Annotated in this window: 18 protein-coding genes and 1 tRNA gene; 10 read left to right on the top strand and 9 right to left on the bottom strand. The window is 70.4% G+C overall.

All coding sequences use genetic code 11. The features are described 5' to 3' along the window. Positions 1-12: 12 nt before the first annotated feature. Positions 13-1,065, bottom strand: coding sequence for a phosphotransferase (locus tag G406_RS0113055; RefSeq protein ID WP_028934186.1), 1,053 nt, complete (start codon positions 1,063-1,065; stop codon positions 13-15). Positions 1,066-1,172: 107 nt separating this feature from the next. Here G406_RS0113055 and G406_RS53925 point away from each other — a divergent pair, with 107 nt between their 5' ends. Further along, a complete protein-coding gene (locus tag G406_RS53925) occupies positions 1,173-1,772 on the top strand; it encodes a TetR/AcrR family transcriptional regulator (protein ID WP_028934185.1) in 600 nt (199 codons plus the stop codon). 54 nt (positions 1,773-1,826) lie between these two features. Here G406_RS53925 and G406_RS0113045 read toward each other — a convergent pair whose 3' ends face one another. Continuing rightward, the gene (locus tag G406_RS0113045; RefSeq protein ID WP_028934184.1) at positions 1,827-2,450 is read right to left on the bottom strand and encodes a TetR/AcrR family transcriptional regulator; all 624 of its coding nucleotides are present in this window, start codon (positions 2,448-2,450) and stop codon (positions 1,827-1,829) included. A gap of 69 nt (positions 2,451-2,519) precedes the next feature. Between G406_RS0113045 and G406_RS0113040 the strand changes: the two genes are divergently transcribed. Genes G406_RS0113040 through G406_RS0113020 form a run of 5 tightly spaced genes read left to right on the top strand, consistent with a single transcriptional unit; the run spans position 2,520 to position 6,813 of the window. Next, a complete protein-coding gene (locus G406_RS0113040) occupies positions 2,520-3,605 on the top strand; it encodes a phosphotransferase family protein (protein WP_028934183.1) in 1,086 nt (361 codons plus the stop codon). Next, on the top strand, positions 3,602-4,636 hold the full coding sequence (locus G406_RS0113035; protein ID WP_037076323.1) for a TIGR03857 family LLM class F420-dependent oxidoreductase: 1,035 nt from the start codon (positions 3,602-3,604) through the stop codon (positions 4,634-4,636). Before G406_RS0113040 ends, G406_RS0113035 begins: the two co-directional genes overlap by 4 nt. 2 nt (positions 4,637-4,638) lie before the next feature. After that, a complete protein-coding gene (locus G406_RS46570) occupies positions 4,639-5,454 on the top strand; it encodes an SDR family NAD(P)-dependent oxidoreductase (protein ID WP_051342014.1) in 816 nt (271 codons plus the stop codon). Continuing rightward, complete coding sequence (locus G406_RS0113025) at positions 5,447-6,064, top strand: hypothetical protein (protein WP_051342013.1); 618 nt, start codon at positions 5,447-5,449, stop codon at positions 6,062-6,064. The genes G406_RS46570 and G406_RS0113025 overlap by 8 nt, the downstream gene beginning before the upstream one ends. After that, positions 6,061-6,813 carry an SDR family NAD(P)-dependent oxidoreductase gene (locus tag G406_RS0113020; RefSeq protein ID WP_028934180.1) on the top strand — a complete coding sequence of 251 codons (753 nt, stop codon included), beginning with the start codon at positions 6,061-6,063 and terminating at the stop codon, positions 6,811-6,813. Before G406_RS0113025 ends, G406_RS0113020 begins: the two co-directional genes overlap by 4 nt. On the opposite strand, the gene G406_RS0113015 is transcribed toward G406_RS0113020, so the two are convergent. Further along, entirely contained in the window at positions 6,788-7,792 is a 1,005-nt protein-coding gene (locus G406_RS0113015; RefSeq protein ID WP_037076321.1) for an AraC family transcriptional regulator, read from the bottom strand. The genes G406_RS0113020 and G406_RS0113015 overlap by 26 nt on opposite strands. A 99-nt stretch (positions 7,793-7,891) precedes the next feature. Between G406_RS0113015 and G406_RS0113010 the strand changes: the two genes are divergently transcribed. From G406_RS0113010 to G406_RS0113000, 3 genes are read left to right on the top strand one after another with little or no spacing between them, the layout of a single operon-like run. After that, the gene (locus G406_RS0113010; protein WP_028934178.1) at positions 7,892-8,323 is read left to right on the top strand and encodes a 2,4'-dihydroxyacetophenone dioxygenase family protein; all 432 of its coding nucleotides are present in this window, start codon (positions 7,892-7,894) and stop codon (positions 8,321-8,323) included. 1 nt (position 8,324) lies between these two features. Next, a complete protein-coding gene (locus G406_RS53920; RefSeq protein ID WP_028934177.1) occupies positions 8,325-9,236 on the top strand; it encodes an alpha/beta fold hydrolase in 912 nt (303 codons plus the stop codon). Further along, positions 9,233-9,637: a hypothetical protein gene (locus G406_RS0113000; RefSeq protein ID WP_028934176.1), complete on the top strand. Its 405-nt coding sequence runs from the start codon at positions 9,233-9,235 to the stop codon at positions 9,635-9,637. The genes G406_RS53920 and G406_RS0113000 overlap by 4 nt, the downstream gene beginning before the upstream one ends. A gap of 132 nt (positions 9,638-9,769) precedes the next feature. Here G406_RS0113000 and G406_RS0112995 read toward each other — a convergent pair whose 3' ends face one another. Next, entirely contained in the window at positions 9,770-10,354 is a 585-nt protein-coding gene (locus G406_RS0112995) for a TetR/AcrR family transcriptional regulator (RefSeq protein WP_028934175.1), read from the bottom strand. A gap of 83 nt (positions 10,355-10,437) precedes the next feature. Here G406_RS0112995 and G406_RS0112990 point away from each other — a divergent pair, with 83 nt between their 5' ends. Continuing rightward, positions 10,438-11,388, top strand: a complete 951-nt coding sequence (locus tag G406_RS0112990; protein ID WP_028934174.1) for an NADP-dependent oxidoreductase — start codon at positions 10,438-10,440, stop codon at positions 11,386-11,388. 57 nt (positions 11,389-11,445) lie between these two features. Here G406_RS0112990 and G406_RS0112985 read toward each other — a convergent pair. The 5 genes from G406_RS0112985 to G406_RS0112965 all read right to left on the bottom strand — a co-directional run bounded on the left by G406_RS0112985 (position 11,446) and on the right by G406_RS0112965 (position 16,611). Further along, positions 11,446-11,519 (bottom strand) — tRNA-Thr (locus tag G406_RS0112985). 106 nt (positions 11,520-11,625) lie between these two features. Continuing rightward, positions 11,626-12,780, bottom strand: a complete 1,155-nt coding sequence (locus G406_RS0112980) for a DNA polymerase III subunit delta' (protein ID WP_028934173.1) — start codon at positions 12,778-12,780, stop codon at positions 11,626-11,628. Position 12,781: 1 nt separating this feature from the next. Beyond that, positions 12,782-14,686 (bottom strand): bifunctional MFS transporter/dTMP kinase, encoded by a 1,905-nt coding sequence (locus G406_RS46560; protein WP_051342012.1) that lies wholly within the window; start codon positions 14,684-14,686, stop codon positions 12,782-12,784. Between the two features lie 394 nt (positions 14,687-15,080). Further along, positions 15,081-15,926 (bottom strand): helix-turn-helix domain-containing protein, encoded by an 846-nt coding sequence (locus tag G406_RS0112970; RefSeq protein WP_028934172.1) that lies wholly within the window; start codon positions 15,924-15,926, stop codon positions 15,081-15,083. 34 nt (positions 15,927-15,960) lie between these two features. Further along, complete coding sequence (locus tag G406_RS0112965; RefSeq protein ID WP_156934827.1) at positions 15,961-16,611, bottom strand: hypothetical protein; 651 nt, start codon at positions 16,609-16,611, stop codon at positions 15,961-15,963. Between the last annotated feature and the right edge of the window lie 94 nt (positions 16,612-16,705).

The following is a 16,705-nucleotide window of genomic DNA, read 5'->3' as shown; positions in this document are numbered from 1 at the left end:
GTCACTCCGGGGCTACAGGGTGGAGAAGGCGTCGAGTTCCGCCGCGTGCGCGACGGTGCGCAGCACCATCGACTCGGCGAGTCCACGATCGTCACCGGCGATCGCCATCGCGCCGAGCATCGCGACGCCGGGCGTGAGCGTGTAGAGCAGGCTCTGGCGGTAGTGCGTCAGGCACTGGTCCCACGAGTAGTCGGGCACCGCGAGCCGCTGGTGGTACCGGCGCAGCAGCGCCTCCCAGCTCGTGCTGAGCAGCCGAGGGTCGAGGCTCCCGGACAGCAGGTAGGCGACGTCCTGGGTGCCCCGGGAGTGTGCCGGGATCTGCCAGTCGATGAGTACCGGCTCGTCCTCGGCGGTGAAGAAGATGTTGTCCGCGCGGCAGTCGTTGTGGACCAGGGTGCGCGGGCCCTCGTCGCAGCGGGCGAGCACCGACGACCAGTGCGGCGCGTTCGTTTCGAGGGCGACCAGCATGCCGGGCTCGACCCGGTCGGCATAGCGCTCCCGCAGTGTCGAGACACCGCTGCCGAGGAGCTGGGTCAGCATGCCCGCGAACATCGGGTCGGTGAGCGAGACCGCCCAGTCCGAACCGGTGGGCAGCGGCCGTCCCCAGAACCGTGCATGCAGGCCGGCGAGCGTGTCCATCAGCCGTTCGGCGTCGGCCAGCCGCAACCCGAGGACCTGGTCCACCACCCGAAGGCCCGCGAGGTCCTCCAGCAGCAACGGCGTGCGGTGACCGTCGCCCGCGAAGAAACACCGAGGTGAGGCCACCGGAACCGACGCCGCGACCTCGGCGTAGAAGTGGCGCTCCCGGTCGTAGATGCCCAGCGCGGCGTCCATCGCGCGCTGGTTCTCCGAGGTGCCCCGGAACTTGGCGATCACGCTCGCCGGGCCGGGCTCGCCGTCGCCGTAGGACAGCCGCACCCGGGCCAGCTCCCCGACCGCGCCCGACACCGGCAGGGACTCGCACGCGACATCGACGACCCGCGCACGACCCCGGCTCGGCAACGCCTCGTCGAACCACGTGGCGTCGAGACGGCTGAGCGGGGCGGGGAGAACTACTGCGGACACGGTGCGCTCCCGGAGTCGGTAGGCGGAGCTGAAAGTTATTTCAATCCAGTAGTCACTGTCAAGAAGCTAGCTGCTTCTTTTCTGCGTGCCGCTGTACCCTCGAGAGCGTGACTCGTGCCGTAGCGCAGACCAGCCGGGACCGCCGACGTCAGCGCACGCGCCGCGAGCTCGCGCTCGCTGCGGTGGAGCTGTTCGAGGCCAACGGCTTCGCGGACACGACCGTCGAGGAGATCGCGCTGGCCGCCGACTACTCCGCGAGCTCGTTCTTCCGCCTCTTCCCGCGCAAGGAGGACGCGGTCTTCTTCGACATGCCCGACCGTCTGCAACGGCTCCGCGAGTCGGTCGACCCCGAGTGCGACTGGCCGCGGATCCGCGCCGCGCTGCTGGACCACACCCGCACCTGGGAGGCCGACGACTCCGAGTTCGCCGCGGCCCGAGTGCGCCTGTTCCACCGTGAGCCTGCCCTGACCAGCCGGTACCTGGACTACTGCCGGCAGTACGAGGACTGGCTCACCGAGCTCATCACGTCCCGGAACCCGACGGTGGACGATGTGGGCGCACGGGTCGCGGCGGCCTGCATCGTCGCGTGCATCCGCGCGGCCTTCGACGCCCAGGCGACCACGGCCGGACGCCCGACCTCGGCCACCCAGAACCTGGAACGCGCATTCCAGGCGCTCGAATCAGGCCCGCTACGCCTGCTGGCCTGACTTCGCAGAGCGTCACGTCGCGTCGCAGACGCTGCAGTGTCTGCGACGCGACGGCTACCTCTGCGAGGTGGCGCCGTAGTCGCGGTGGACGCGGGTGTGGAGACGGTTCAGCTCCGTGGCCAGGTCGAAGCGGTTGGGCAGGACGATCCAGCCGTAGGCGATGCCCACACCGGCCGCGACGACCTCGGACACGGCCGCCGCGACGTCGACGTCCGGCCGGACCGAACCGTCGACGACCCCGGTGGTGAACCCTCGCTCCACGCCGTCGGCGACCTGTTGCATCCAGGCGACGATCCTCGGCCGCAGCACGGACCCGTGCTTCACGGCCTCGAAGCTCAGCACGAACATCGTCTCCAGGAAGACCGGATCCTCGTCGAACAGTTCGGCGAGCCGGTCGAACGGGGCGAGGACCCGACGCAGACCCGTGGCGGTCGAGTCCTCGGCGGGATCGAGCAGGTCCCCGTACTCGGCGCGGAACAGCGTGTCGAGCAGCGCGTCCTTGCTGCCGTACCTGGCGTGCACCATCGCGCGGCTGTAGCCGGCCCGACGGCCGATCTCGGCCGCCGTCGTCGCGTCCCAGCCCTTCTCGGCGATGAGCTCGGCCGCGGCGGACAGGAGCCGGCGCGCGGACAGTTCCAGGCGTTCGGCCTGGGTTCGACGTGTCGGTGTGGCAGCCATCGTTGACATAGTAGACGGTCGACAACTAACTTAGTTGACAGATAACAAATAAGTTGGCTGGAGGCTTCTGTGACGACGTCGTCCACGGTCGGGCTGCCCACGACCATCGAGGAGGTGGACCGGCACTGGCTCACCCAGGCGCTGCGCGAGAGCCGGACGATCGGCCCGCACGCGCGGGTGTCGAGCGTCGAGGCACAGCGCATCGCGCTGGAGACGGGCTTCTCCTCCGAGCTCTACCGGCTGCGACTGACCGGAGACGAGACGGTTCCGTCCAGCGTCGTGGTCAAGCTGCCGACGACCACCGCGGTCCGCCAGGCGATGGACCTCGTCGCGGGCTACTCCCGTGAGCTGGCCTTCTACGAACGGGTCGCCGGACGCGCACCGCTGGGCACGCCGAAGGCCCACGTCGCGCGCATGGCCGAGACGGGCACCGACTTCGTGCTCGTACTCGAAGACCTCGGCGACTGGGAGAACACCGACCACCTGACCGGCCTGCCGTTCGACCGGGCCCGGCAGTGCATCGCCGCGCTCGCCGACCTGCACGCCTGGTCGACACGACCGGAGAACGCCGAACACATCGCCGTCTTCCCCGACCTGGACGGCCCGGTCACCCGCGAGGTGTTCCCGGCGCTGTTCGACGAGGGCTGGCGCGTCTACCGCGAGCACGCCAGGACGGCCATCCCCGCGTCGATCAGCACGTTCGCCGCGCGGTTCGCCGACCACACCGCGACCGCGCTGCGCACGCTGACCGAGCGGCGCTGGCTCGTGCACGGTGACATCCGCGCGGACAACCTGTTCTTCCGCGACGACCGGCTCGCGGTCGTCGACTTCCAGCTGGCCTCCCTCGCGGCGGGCCCGGCGGACATCGGTTATCTGGTCAGCCAGGGCCTCACCACGGCCGAGCGCGGCGGACGCGACGAGCAGCTGCTGCGCGAGTACCTGGACCGGTTGGCCGACGCGGGCGTGACGGACTACGGCTTCGACGAGGCGTGGCGGCACTACCGCGTCGCGGTCGCGTTCTTCCTGCTGTTCCCGGTCATCGCGATCCGAGGCTGGGAGCTGCTGCCGGCCCGCGCCCGGGAGTTGTTGCTGTCGCTGGTCGAGCGGGCCGTGGCCGCGATCGAGGACATCGAAGCGCTGGAGGTATTCGCGTGAGCACCACACTGGACGAACTCGGTTTCTACCTGCTCGGCGGAGCACCGGAAGGCCCGGCGGACATCCTGCGGGAGGCCCGGCGGGGCGAGGAGCTCGGTCTCGGCACGGGCTTCATCTCCGAGCGGTGGAACGTCAAGGAGGCCGCGTCGCTCACCGGTGCGGCGTGCGCGGTGACGTCCCGGATGAAGATCGCCACCGGGGCGACCAACCACAACACCCGCCATCCGCTGATCTCCGCGTCCTGGGCGACGACGATGCACCGGCTGTCCGGCGGCCGGTTCACCCTCGGCATCGGGCGGGGCGTCGCGGCGATGTACCAGGCGTTCGGGCTGCCCGAGGTGACCACCGAGCAGATGCGCGACTGGGCGCAGCTCATGCGCAGGCTGTGGCGCGGCGAGACGATCGTCGGCCACGACGGTCCGGCCGGGTCCTACCGGGCGCTGCGGCTGGACTCGGACTTCGACGAGGACATCCCGCTCGCGCTGGTCGCATTCGGCCCGAAGACACTCGCGCTGGGCGGCCAGGTGTTCGACGACGTCATCCTGCACACCTACTTCACCCAGGACACGCTGCGGCGCGCGGTAGCGACCGTCAAACAGGCCGCCGAGCAGGCCGGACGCAACCCCGACGACGTCCGCGTGTGGTCGTGTTTCGCGACGATCGGCGACCACCTGCCGGAGGAGCTGCGGCTCAAGAAGTCCGTCGCGCGGCTGGCGACCTACCTGCAGTACTACGGCGACCTGCTGGTGCGCACCAACCAGTGGGACCCGGCCGTGCTCACCCGGTTCCGCGCGGACCCGCTCGTCGCGTCGTTCGACGAGCCGATCGACGGCAAGGCCGACGCCGGGCAGATCGCGCACCTGGCGGAGCTGCTGCCCGACGAGTGGCTCGAACCGTCGGCGACGGGGTCACCCCAGCAGTGCGTCACGCGCATCCGCCGGGAGTTCGAGCTGGGCGCGGATCGGGTCATCCTGCACGGCGCGACCCCCGACGAGCTCGAACCCATCCTCGCCGCGTACCGGGAGGCCTGACCGTGGACATCGCCGGATCCCGGGTACTGATCACCGGCGCGAGCCGGGGAATCGGCCAGGACCTCGCCAGAGGCTTCGCCGCCGCCGGTGCCGACGTCGCCCTCGTCGCGCGCGGCGCCGATGCGTTGGAGCAGCTCGCGCGGGGTGTGGGCGGCCGCGCCTACCCGTGTGACCTCACCGACCAGGCCACTCTGCGCGGGCTGCTGGCCCGCGTCGAGGCGGACGGCCCGGTCGACATCCTGGTGAACAACGCCGCCGACGAGTGCATCGGACGCTTCACCGACATGAGCGCCGAGACCCTCGAGTTCATGCTCCGGCTCAACGCGCTGGCGCCCGCCGAGCTGACCCGTCAGGCGCTGCCCGGCATGCTCGCCCGCGGCCGTGGCCACGTGGTGAACGTGTCGTCCTTCGCCGGGATCGTCGTCCCGCCGATGCTCGCCACCTACGCCGCGACGAAGGCGTTCCTGAGCCACCACTCCGTCAACCTGCAGTTCGAGCTCAAGGACACCCCGATCGGTGTGACCAGGGTGGAGATCGGCGAGGTCGCCGACACCGGTCTGATGGACAAGGGTCGCACCGAACCGGCGCTGGCGGCGATGTTCGACCGCATGTACCGGCTGCGGTTGAGCAGGCTGATCAGGCCGGAGGAGATCACCGCCGCGGTGCTCGACGCTGTGCGGGAGAACCGCTGGTCGGTGCGTCTGCCGGCACGCCTGTCCCCCGCTTCGCTGCTCGCGGACGTTCCCCGACGGTTGCCCTGGCTGATCGCCCGAGGCCTCACCACACCACCGGCGAGCGCGGAGGTGACCCGTGCCTGAACAGGACATCGCCACCACGATCAGCGCGGCCGACCGTCTCCTGGCCACGACCGAGAACCCCCGCCACCGGCAGATCCTGGAGAACTACCGGCGGCACGCGATCCTCGAGGTCTGCGGCGAGTGGGAGGCGATCTTCGCGCCGGACATGATGGTCGAGCACCCCGTCTACCACTTCAACATCACCGGGCTCGACGGTGTGGTCGCCGACGGCGCCGAAGCGGTCAAGGCGATCTACCGGCAGCTCGCGGAGACCCAGACCTGCGTCATGCTGGTCGAGGACGAACAGCTGTGGGTCGACGACTGGGGCTTCGCCTCCGACTCGACCTTCATCACCTACCTGCGCGGTTCCGACGCGATCGGCAAGGGCTTCGAGGTGGACGATCCCGACGGTTTCTACCGCGAGCACCAGCACTTCGCCATGATCTGGCCCTACGACGAGGCCGGCCGTCTCCAGGGCGAGCACGTCTACGAGAACAAGGCGCTGCACGGCATCGAGCCCGTCGCGGCCGAGGACTTCCTCACCGTCGCCGACGCCCGCGCGCGCCTCCTGCCCCTGCTGCGCCCACTGCCACCCCTGTTGAACATTGCGTCGAATGGAGAGAGCACATGACACTCACCGACACCGTGGCGCTGGTCAGCGGCGCATCGAGCGGAATCGGACGGGCGACCGCGGTGCGGTTGGCCTCGGAAGGAGCGGCCGTCGCGCTGGTCGCGCGGCGCACCGACCGCCTCGAAGAACTGGCGGCCACGATCCGCGCCGACGGCGGGACCGCGGTGGTGATCAGCGCCGACCTGACCGACTCCGACGCGGCCCGCTCAGCCGTCGAGTCGACCGTCCGCCAGCTGGGGCGGCTGGACACCCTTGTCAACGCGGCCGGAGTCATGCTCAACGGCCCGTCCGAGGAGTCCCCGCTGCAGGAATGGGACCGGATGGTCGACGTCAACCTGCGCGGGCTGATGTACGTGACGAAGGCCGCGCTGCCACACCTGTTGGCCGCCGCGAAGGACAGCCCCCGGTCGGTGACCGACGTCGTCAACATCTCCTCGGTCGCCGGGCGGTTCGCCGCGCCGACGGTCGCGCTGTACAACGCGACGAAGTTCGCCGTGACCGGGGCGACGGAGGCGTGGCGGCAGGAGTACACGACGCGCAACGTCCGGTTCGCGGTCATCGAGCCCGGCCGGACGGCGAGCGAGCTGTTCGACCAGAAGGCCAACTCGGACCGGGACTTCACCGCCGCGTTCGGCGACGTCGAGGTCCTGGAGTCCGAGGACATCGCCGATGCGGTCGCCTACATCGTCACCAGTCCACGGCGGCGGGCCATCAACGAGATCGTCATCCGCCCGACCGACCAGCCCTGACGGCGCTCGGTGGGACTCCGAACCAGCGCATCGAGGCGCGGCTGAGGCAGCTCTGCTGGGAGTAGCCGAGCATCGCGGCGACTCCGCCGAGGCTCACCGTGGACTGCGTGAGGTACGCGGTGGCCCTCTCGCGCCTGACCTCGTCGAGGACGGCCTCGAACGTCTCGTCCCGCGCGGCGAGCCACCGTTGCAGGGTCCGGGGGTGCAGGCCCAGGTGAGCGGCCACGGTGCGGATGGTGGCGTGCCCGGTGGCCAGCGTGCGGTTGATCAGATGCCGGACCTGGGCGACGACGACGTCGTCCGCCGGGCCTTCGGCGTCGAGGTAGCGGGTGACGTGCTCACGCACGTCCGGGTCGTGGGCCCCTCGGTGACGATCGAGTTCCGCGCTGGGCAGCACGAGGCCGGCGTAGTCGCTGTCGAACCGGACCCGGCAGTCGAAGAACCTCTCGTACCGGTCGCGGTGCGCGGGTTCGGCGTGCGGGATGGACACGAGCAGTGGGCGGAAGCCGCTGCCCATCAGCAGTCGGAAGATGCCGAGCGAGACACCGAGCCCGAGCTGGTAGATCTGCGCGTGCGACGGGATGCCCGGGACCAGCACCTCGAATGTGAACCGGGTCTGTTGGCCGGTGGCGTCGTCCAGCGCGATCCGCAGGGCCGGGCTGTAGTCGCCCATGTGCTGGGCGATGCCGTGCAGCGCGTCGCGGGTCGTGCGGGAATGCCGGGCGATCAGCGCGATCGGGCCGAGGATCTGGATGTTCTGACGCGCGGCGAGGCACAGTGAGAAGTCCGGCCGGTCGAGCTCGGCCGCCGCGAGGTCGATGACCCGCGCCATCGACCGGAACGGGATGTAGGCGTCGGTGTTGCCGAGCAGCTCGGCGCGCAGACGGGTGGCGGCGAGGATCGGCGCCGGGTCGCCGCCGAGCTCACGCACGAGGTCGACGTAGCCCGCCAGCGCACTCGCGCGGATCAGGTCGCGCATGTCGCCAAGAGTCAAAGTTCTGTCACCTGTTGTCAAGTATTTGAGCGTTGGTCGGCCATACCGTGGGTCCACCGAACCAGTGATCAAGGAGGATCGCGCATGCCGACCACCACGCCCACCGCCGCGACGACGCACGGCGGTGCCCCGCTGCCGCTCGTCGCGCTGCCCCAGGGGCAGCCGGGTTCCGGTGTCCCGCTGCATTACCACACGGGACCGGCCGAGGTGTACACGTTGCAGGGCCGCTGGATGTACCGGGAGCACCCCACCCAGCCGCAGACCGCCGGCTCCTACCTGTACGAACCGGGCGGGTCGGTCCACACCCTGTACGCGCCCGCCGACAACACCGAGGACACGATCATCTTCGTCCGGGTCTCCGGCACGAACATCAACTTCGACGAGCACGGCGCGTTCCATTCGCTGCTGGACGCCCTGTCGCTGCGTCACCTGACCGACACCCTGACCGCCGAGCGAGGCCTCAAGGCGCCGCGCTACATCGAAGGCGGCGAAGCCGGCTTCACCGAGGTGGCCTGAGATGACACCCGAGTGGCTGCGTGAGCTCTACCCGTGGGACCAGCAGGTCGCGGTGGTCAACGGCCGTCGCATGGCCTACCTCGACGAGGGCGACCGGGCCGCACCGCCGGTCGTCCTGCTGCACGGCAACCCGAACTGGAGCTTCCTGTACCGCTTCATGATCCCCCCGCTGCTGGAGGCCGGCTACCGGGTGATCGCACCGGACTGGATCGGCGCGGGAAATTCGGACAAGCCTGCCCTCGACGCGGCGTACACGCTTGCGCACCACGTCGCCGACCTGGTCGCGCTGATCGACACCCTGGAACTCGACGGCATGGCCATCGTCGGCCAGGACTGGGGTGGCCCGCAGGGAACCGGCGCCGCGCTGGAACGCCTGGACCGGGTCGCCGCGCTCACCCTGATGAACACCTGGGTCTTCACCGACGTGTGCGGCGAGTTCCACGCCTCGCCGCTGCCGTGGACGACCTGGCACGCACCGCTGGTCGGGCAGGTGTTCCTGAAGCGGTTCAAGATGCTGTCGCACCGGGGCCTGACCGCCGTGTCCGCCAGGGGCCTGAGTGATGCGGAGGCCCGCGCCTACCAGCACGTCTACGACGAGCCCGGCAGCGAGAGCGTCACCCTCACCTGGCCGAGGACCATCCCGCTCACCGAGGGCGACCGGGGCTGGACAGACATGAAACGAATCCAGAACCGGCTGCCGCTGCTCGCGGACACGCCCGTGCAGCTGCTCTGGGCACCGGACGACGGCGTCTTCCCGGTCGCCTACCGCGACCGGATCCACGAGCTGCTGCCGCACGCCGAGATCGGCAAGGAGTTCCCCGGCGCGCACCACTTCCTCCAGGACGACCGAGGCGCCGACATCGCGGTCGAACTGATCGACTTCCTCGACCGCACCGCCGGAGCGTCCCGATGAACTTCGTCGAACCCACCCCCGAAGAGCTCGCCGACCTGCGCGCGGACCCGCTGCTGTTCGAGCAGGAGCTGGACGTGCGCCCCTCGGTGGCGTCCGCCCTGGAGAAGGCGCTCGGCTTTCGGGCGGGCCGCCGCCACTGGCGTGCCCGAAGCGGTCACCTGTACGCGATCGACCTCGGCGACTTCGGCAGAGGCCGCCCGTCGATGGCACTGGTGTACGGCTTCTGGCCCAGTTTCGCGCCGCGCCCGCTGACCGACGAGGCCATCGACGAGGACCTGGCCGACCTGTGCCTGTGGATCGCCGACATCACCGACGACATGCAGCCCGAGGTCATGGCAGGCGTCCTGGACCTGACCCGAGCCGCCCGATCCGCCGGCAACGACTTCCGCCTGCCCCTCTGACCCCCCAGCACGACTTTGCACACCGTGGTGCTGTGTCGCACATGTCCGGACATGTGCGACACAGCACGAGGGTGTGCAAAGCCAGCGCCACGCGAGCCGTGCCGAGACGCCGTGAGGAACAACGAGTGATGATCACCGCGTGGTGGGGCGGACTGTCGGAGCCGGCAGGGTGACCACCTCGCGCAGCTCGGCGGCGGCCTCGGCCATCAGCTGAGCGAGGGTGGTGTCCGGCTCGGCTAGCCAGCGGGGCATGGCGCGCCGGTGGATCGCCAGGACCACGTCGACGATGAAGCGTGCTGTGCCGGGCTCGACGCCGCGGCGCTCTAGCGCCGGTGCCAGCGCCTCGGCGATGTCGGCGAGCTTGATCAGATCGCGCTCGGCAAGCGCCGGATTGGCGGCGATCACGCTTCCCCGGCGCAGCAGGAACTCGCGTGGGCGGAAGATCCCCTCGGCGGTTCCCAGCGCGGTCAGCAGCGCCTCGATCGGGGTGAGGTCCGGGTCGGCTGCCTCGACCTGGGCGACGAGGTGGGCCTCGAGTTCGTTGCCGGCGAAGAGAACTTCCCGCTTGTCGGGGAAGTAGCGGTAGAAGGAGCGCTCCTTCAGGCCGGCGGCATCCGCGATCTGCGCGACCGAGGTGCGCTCGAACCCCTGCGTCTCGAACAGCTCGAGCGCCGCGCGTTCGAGCCGGCCCTGTGCGTCGGATTCCCATCGCGGCATACCCACCAGGTTACGACAACAGGAGCTGTCATCAGCTGATACGGTCGATGACAACAGATGCTGTCATCAACTAGGAGATCATCATGAAGGCTCTGCAATTCGACCGGTTCGGTTCCCCGGACGTGATCGTGCTCCGCGACGTCCCACAACCGGAACCGGGACCCGGCCAGATCCGGATCGCCGTGCGGGCGTGCGGCCTGACACCGGCCGACTGGCACGTTGTCGACGGACTCCTCGCCGACCACCTGCCGTCACTGCCGCGCGGACTCGGCCTCGAGGTCGCGGGCACCGTCGACGCGCTCGGCGAGGGCGTCACCGACGTCCGGATCGGCGACCGGGTGTTCGGCCCGGCCACCTTCGACGGCCCGACGGCCGGCGCCGCGGAGTACGCGCTGATGCCGGCCTGGGCACGCATTCCCGAGGGCGTCACCGCCGAGCAGGCCGCCGCGCTGCCGATGGCGGCCGAGACGGCGTGGCGCGCGCTCGACGACCTCGGCGTCCAGCCGGGTGAGCTGCTGCTCGTCCACGGCGCGGGCACCACCGTGGGTGAGGCGGCGGTGCGCTTCGCGCTGCACCGGGGTACTCGAGTGATCGCCACCGCCGGGCCGACTCGGGCCGCCGCTCTGGAACAGATCGGCGCCCAGGTGACCACCTACGGCGAGGGCATGGCCGAACGCGTCGGCGCACTGGCCCCAGGCCCCGTGGACCGCGCCCTGGACACCGCGCCGACCGGGGGCCGGATCGACCGCGCCGACCAGCCCAGCCCGGCCGGCGGCTCACTGCCGACCCTGATCGAGCTGACCGGGGATCCCGACCGGGTCCTCACCGTCTCGGACTTCGCCGCCGCGGCCGAACTGGGCGTCCGGATCACCACCGAGATCCGCTACGACCAGATGAACGAGTTCGCCCGGCTCGCCGGCGAAGGCATCCTGGTCGTACCTGTCGCAGGCACCTACACACTCGACCAGCTCCAGGAAGCGGCCGAACTCAGCCGATCCCGCCGCCCCGGCGGCAAACTCCTGCTCGTCCTGTGATCGCGCCGCGCGCTCGCCGAGGCTCTCGAGCCGCCGTGCCACGGAAGAGAGAAACGGAGCCGCCTTGGGGAGTCGAACCCCAGACCTACGCATTACGAGTGCGTCGCTCTAACCGACTGAGCTAAGGCGGCGTGGTGCGCGCCTAGTCTAGCGACCCGCTTCAACGGGACTTCGCACACCCACGTGTCGCGTCGCACATGTCCGGACGTGTGCGACGCAGCACCAGGGTGTGCGAGGTCAGGCGCCTCGGTAGAGGACCGTCAGCATCGCTTCGACCGCTATTCGGGGCTTCACGTTCGACTCCAGGGCCTCGCGGCAGCCCAGGACCGCCTCCAGGCGGATCAGCGTCGACTCGGGGGTCCAGGAGGACGCCGCGCGCTGGGCGTCGGCGGCCCGGTCGGGGTGCGTCGCCGCGACCGAGGCACCCACCCGGACCGCGAGCACGTCGCGGTAGAAGCCGGCCAGGTCGACCAGCGCGCGGTCCAGGGCGTCGCGCTGGGTCCGGGTCGCCCGGGACTTCTGCTTGCGCTCCAGCTCCCGTTCAGCGGCCTTCGCGCCGCGTTGCGCTGCCGCGACGCCCTTGCCGGTTCCGCCCGCGCCCATCGCGGTGGCGAGGGCTTCACGTTCGGCTTGGTTGCGGGAGCCGGTCATGTCGACCGCCTCGGCCTCGGCCGAGCCGATCAGGTCGTCGGCGGCGGCGAACACCTCACCGAAGCCGCGCAGCGACAGCGGGATGCGCAGGACCTGTTCGCGGCGGCGGCGCGCGTCGTCGTCGCGGGCCAGGCGACGTGCCCTGCCGACGTGACCACCGCAGACCGAGGCGGCCCACGCGGCGGTCTCCGGGTCGATGCCGTCACGGGAGGCGAGCACGTCGGCGATCGCGTCCGGCGGCGGCGTACGCAGCGGGACCAGGCGGCAGCGCGAGCGGATCGTCACCGGAACGTCGTCGGGGTGGTCGGAGGGGGCGCACAGCAGGAACACGGTGCGTTCCGAGGGCTCCTCGACCGCCTTCAGCAACGCGTTCGACGCGCCCTCGGTGAGACGGTCCGCATCGGCGATCACCACGATCTGCCAGCGGCCGCTGCTCGGTCGCCGCGCCGCGATCTGGACGAGTGCGCGCATCTCCGACACCGAGATGGACAAGCCCTCCGGTACCACCTCGCGCACGTCGGAGTGGGTGCCTGCCATGACGGTGCGACATGCCTGGCACTGGCCGCAGCCGTTGTACGGGCACTGCAGCGCGGCGGCGAACGCGCGCGCGGCCACCGAGCGGCCGGAGCCGGGCGGGCCGGTGAACAGCCACGCGTGGGTCATCGCGGTCGGGTCGGTCGCGGCCGCGCTCAGCTCGGCGACCGCACGGTCCTGGCCGACCACCTCAGTCCAGACGGACAACTCAGACCTGCCGCAACGGAGTGCTCCTACGGACCTTCCGCAGCAGCTCCTGGATGCCCTCGCGGACGCGTTCCTGCACGACCTCGGGCAGCTCGTCGGCGTCGACGACCAGGTACTTGTTCGGTTCGGCCGCGGCACGCCGGGTGAGCAGCCGGTTGATCCACAGGTGCGGCTCGCCGACGGGCGACGGCGCGGGCGCGCGGTCCAGCAGCACCGTCACATCCGGGTGCAGACCGCCATTCGCCCACACCGCGAGGCTCTCCAGCTCGTCCGCGTGCAGCTGCTGGTGTACCAGCGGGCTCGCCAGGAAACGGTCGACCACAACGATGTTCCCGGCCGACAGCGCGGGCCGGACCTCGCGTTCCACCACGTCGGCGTGGACCGCGGCGGCCGCGAGAGCGCGGGCTCGTTCGCCGGTCAGCTCCTTGCCGAGCAGCGCGCTGGTCAGCCGGACGTCGTAGTCGATCGGCTCGCTCACCGGGTAGCCCTGCTCGCGCAGCCAGTCGGCCAGCAGGCGGCTCTGTCGCGCGGACTCGGCGGCCGTCGCGCCCTCGACCGCGATCAGTACACCGCCGACCGGGCGGCGCACGCCGCGACGCAGCGCGCCGAGCAGGTCGGGCAGCAGCGGCGCGGCGCTGCGGTCGTCCATCTGCCGGTAGGCGAAGACGCCGACCAGCGAGGCGATCAGCCCGGCCACACCGAGCACGGTGCGGGAGCCGTCGACGTGCAGCGTGTGGTCGAACACGGTGATCGCCCTGGTCTGCACCAGACCCACCGCGACCGGCGCGACCGACATCGAGGCCAGCAGGTCCAGCCGCACGATGGTCTGCACGAACGCGACGACCCGGCCGCGCACCTCGTTCGCCACCTGGGCGCCGATGATCGTCAGCCCGGTCAGGAACGCGACGCCCGCGCAGCAGCCGACCATCGCCACCGTCGCCAGCGCGATGAACAGATGCGGTGCGAACGCAACCAGCACTAGACACAGCCCGGCGCCGACGATCGCGGCACCGAACAGGCGGTTGTGCGGCAGCTTTCGGGCCAGCCCGGGCATCGCGCTCATGCCGGCGGCCATGCCGATGAACACCGACACGAACAACATGCCGTACGCCGCGTCGCCGCCACCGAGGTTCGTCGCGTACAGCTTGGCCAGCGCGATCACCGCGCCACCGGCGACGAACGCGCCGATGATGCCGGTCACCAGGCCGCGGATGAGTGGCGTCGAGCTGACGAACCGCGCGCCGTCGTGCAGCAGCGCCAGCATGCTGGGGCTCGACTCGTTCGATCGGATCGGCGAGCGTCCGGAGATCTCCGGGATCCGGTACCAGACGGTCGCGGCGGTGATCAGATAGCCGGCGCCGTTGATCATCAGGGCGATGTAGACGGTGGTCATGTTGCTGGGTTCGTCCCCGAGCAACCGGCCGACCGTGGACACCGTGCTGAACAACCCGGCGGCCAGCACGACCGAGACGCCGTAGGTCATCGCCAGGCTCAGCTGGTTCGCGGTCTCGACCTGGTCGGGACGTTTGAGCAGGTTCGGGACCGACGCATCCTTCGCGGGGATCCAGAACATCGAGCAGATCTCGATCATAAAAGTCGCGGCGAACAGCCACCACAGGCTGCCGACCAGCGGAATCGAGAAGAACAGACCGAAGCGCACGACGTCGCAGGTGACCATCACCTTGCGGCGGTCGAACCGGTCGGCGAGCACACCGGCGATCGGGCCGAACAGCAACGGGGGCAGCAGCCGGGTCGCCACGACGCCACCGAGCGCGAAACTCTGCGCCTGGGTGCCGTCGGTCAGCCCGGTCGCCAGCGCGGACAGCGCCAGAAGTGACAGCCAGTCACCGCTGGAGGCCAGCGCAGTGACCAACCAGAGCCTGCGGAACGACGGGATGGCCAGCACACCGCGAATCCGGTGCGCGGTGGAGGAGGACCCGCCTGTCTCAGCGAACCCCTGATCAGGTGTCTGGTATGCCGCCTGGCCGGGCTCGCCGACGGGGGCGTGATCGGGACCGATCGCGCCTCACCTCCTCGCGGCGGCGGGCCGCACCATAGGACCGTCAGAGACACCCGGTGCGGTGGCCATGAACGTTCGCCGGCTCATCGGCGGATCCAGGTTTCCGCTGGGCGCGCTGGCGAGCGGCCCTCGTACCGGGCGTACTCGGGTCGTTCGCCGGTGCGTCCAGCGGGAAGCTGGGCCGTCGAGGGCCGGTGAACGTTTGTGGCCACCGCACCAGAGTAATCTCCCGCCGAGTCAAGCATCTCGGCGCCCCGTGTCGCGGCGGATCGAGGACCTCTCAGCCGCTGATCATCGAGGTCAGCAGCGCCGCCGAATCGTCCACGTCGAGCGCGACCCGCTGCAGCGACTCGGCGACCACCATGTAGGTCTCCACGTCCTGCGGATCGGACAGGTAGACCGCGCCGTGCGGCACCTCCAGGTACACCAGCGACGGCGCGTCGCCGAGGCCCAGGATCGTGACGCGCCCGTGCGCGGCGGCGTGCTGCCCGTCCTCCGGGCGCAAGATCTGGATCACCACGTTGTCCCGCTCGGACATGTCCATCAGGTGCCGCAGCTGATCCCGGTGCTGTTCCGGGTCGCCCACCACCAGCCGCAACGCGGCCTCGGTGATCACCGCGTGCAGGCCGAGCGGCGCGGCGGCGTCATCGAGCCGGGCCGCCCTCGCCATCCGCAGACCGACGTGACGTTCGCGGTGTGCGGGTGGCACCAGCGGGCTCGCCTCGGTCAGGCCTCGTGCGTAGTCGGCGGTCTGCAGCAGCTCGGGGACGAGCGTCGGCTCGTAGACGAACTCGTCGATCGCCAGTCCCTCCAGCCCGACGAACGTGGCGAACCAGTCCGGCACGACCCGCGCCCACGGTGCCCACCAGGCCGCCTCGTCGGCGCGCGCGGCCAGCGCGGTCAGCCGGTCGATCTCGGCCCAGTCGGTCTGGTAGCCGGACAGCAGCGTGAAGATCTGGTCGGCGTCCTGGCGCATCCGGCCGGACTCGAGGTGGCCGATGCTCGGCTTCGGAATCCCGGATAATCGGGCTGCTTCGGCGAGAGTCACCCCGGCTGTGTTCCGGTGCCTGGCCAGCTCCATGCCGATCAGCCAGCGCACCGAGGACGGCACTGCTGTTCGCGGCATGAATCCTCCCGGCGACTCTGATTTGTATCAGATATTAGTGGCCTGGTGCGCTGACCAGACTAACGATCGCCTGGAGCAGGATCAGCAGGAAGATCGCCACGAACACGACGGTGAACAGGATCGACCCGACCTTGCTGCGGGAGCGCCGGGTGAGGCCGAACCCGGTCAGGGTCTGCGCCTCCGGCTCACGCTCGATCGGCGGCCGGAAGTCGCCGTAGCGCGAGCGCACCACCGGGCCGAGCGGCGAGTCCCGGATGACCGGGTGGCTGTCGTCCTCGTCGAGGAAGTCGTCCTTGGCGCCCGGGATCGGCGCAGGCGCAGGCGCAGGCGCAGGGGCTTCCCGCGCGGTCCGCTGCCCCGGCGGCCCGGGCGGCTCCACCCGTGAGTGATTTGGGCTGCCCTGACAGCCCAAATCACTCACGGGTGCTTCGGACTCAGCGGGCTCAGCCGGGATGTGCCTCACTTTTGGCGACGGCTCGTCGTTTGTGAGCATCTCGTCCAGGGCGTACTGGTCGTCTTCTTCGAGCTCGGCGAGCAGCTCCGCGAGCGTGCGGTCGTCGAGCGCCGAAGCAGGCTCGGGCCCGCCCGCCGCGAGCATCTCGTCGGTGATCCTGGGGATCAGCGGATCGGTGTGTGCGTCGGACACATCCCTGCTGTCCGAACGCCTACCCAGATCACTTCCCACAGCTCGGGACTGTAACTCTGCCCCCAGCCGCCACGTGGGACATTCGCCGAACCGACACTCAGAATGCCGAGCAAAGCCGTGAGTGGCGAGTGGT

It is taken from the genome of Actinospineispora spinosispora DSM 44797 (genome assembly GCF_000429025.1).
Taxonomy (GTDB): Bacteria; Actinomycetota; Actinomycetes; order Mycobacteriales; family Pseudonocardiaceae; genus Pseudonocardia; species Pseudonocardia spinosispora.
This window is presented reverse-complemented; position numbering and strand designations above follow the sequence as displayed.

Excerpts from the sequence above, each read along its gene's own strand:
- G406_RS0113010 (WP_028934178.1), top strand. The coding sequence starts at position 7,892 with ATGCCGACCACCACGCCCACCGCCGCGACGACGCACGGCGGTGCCCCG.
- G406_RS0113045 (WP_028934184.1), bottom strand. The coding sequence starts at position 2,450 with ATGGCTGCCACACCGACACGTCGAACCCAGGCCGAACGCCTGGAACTG.
- G406_RS0113000 (WP_028934176.1), top strand. The coding sequence starts at position 9,233 with ATGAACTTCGTCGAACCCACCCCCGAAGAGCTCGCCGACCTGCGCGCG.
- G406_RS0112995 (WP_028934175.1), bottom strand. The coding sequence starts at position 10,354 with ATGCCGCGATGGGAATCCGACGCACAGGGCCGGCTCGAACGCGCGGCG.
- G406_RS0113015 (WP_037076321.1), bottom strand. The coding sequence starts at position 7,792 with ATGCGCGACCTGATCCGCGCGAGTGCGCTGGCGGGCTACGTCGACCTC.
- G406_RS53920 (WP_028934177.1), top strand. The coding sequence starts at position 8,325 with ATGACACCCGAGTGGCTGCGTGAGCTCTACCCGTGGGACCAGCAGGTC.
- G406_RS0112990 (WP_028934174.1), top strand. The coding sequence starts at position 10,438 with ATGAAGGCTCTGCAATTCGACCGGTTCGGTTCCCCGGACGTGATCGTG.
- G406_RS0112970 (WP_028934172.1), bottom strand. The coding sequence starts at position 15,926 with ATGCCGCGAACAGCAGTGCCGTCCTCGGTGCGCTGGCTGATCGGCATG.
- G406_RS0113020 (WP_028934180.1), top strand. The coding sequence starts at position 6,061 with ATGACACTCACCGACACCGTGGCGCTGGTCAGCGGCGCATCGAGCGGA.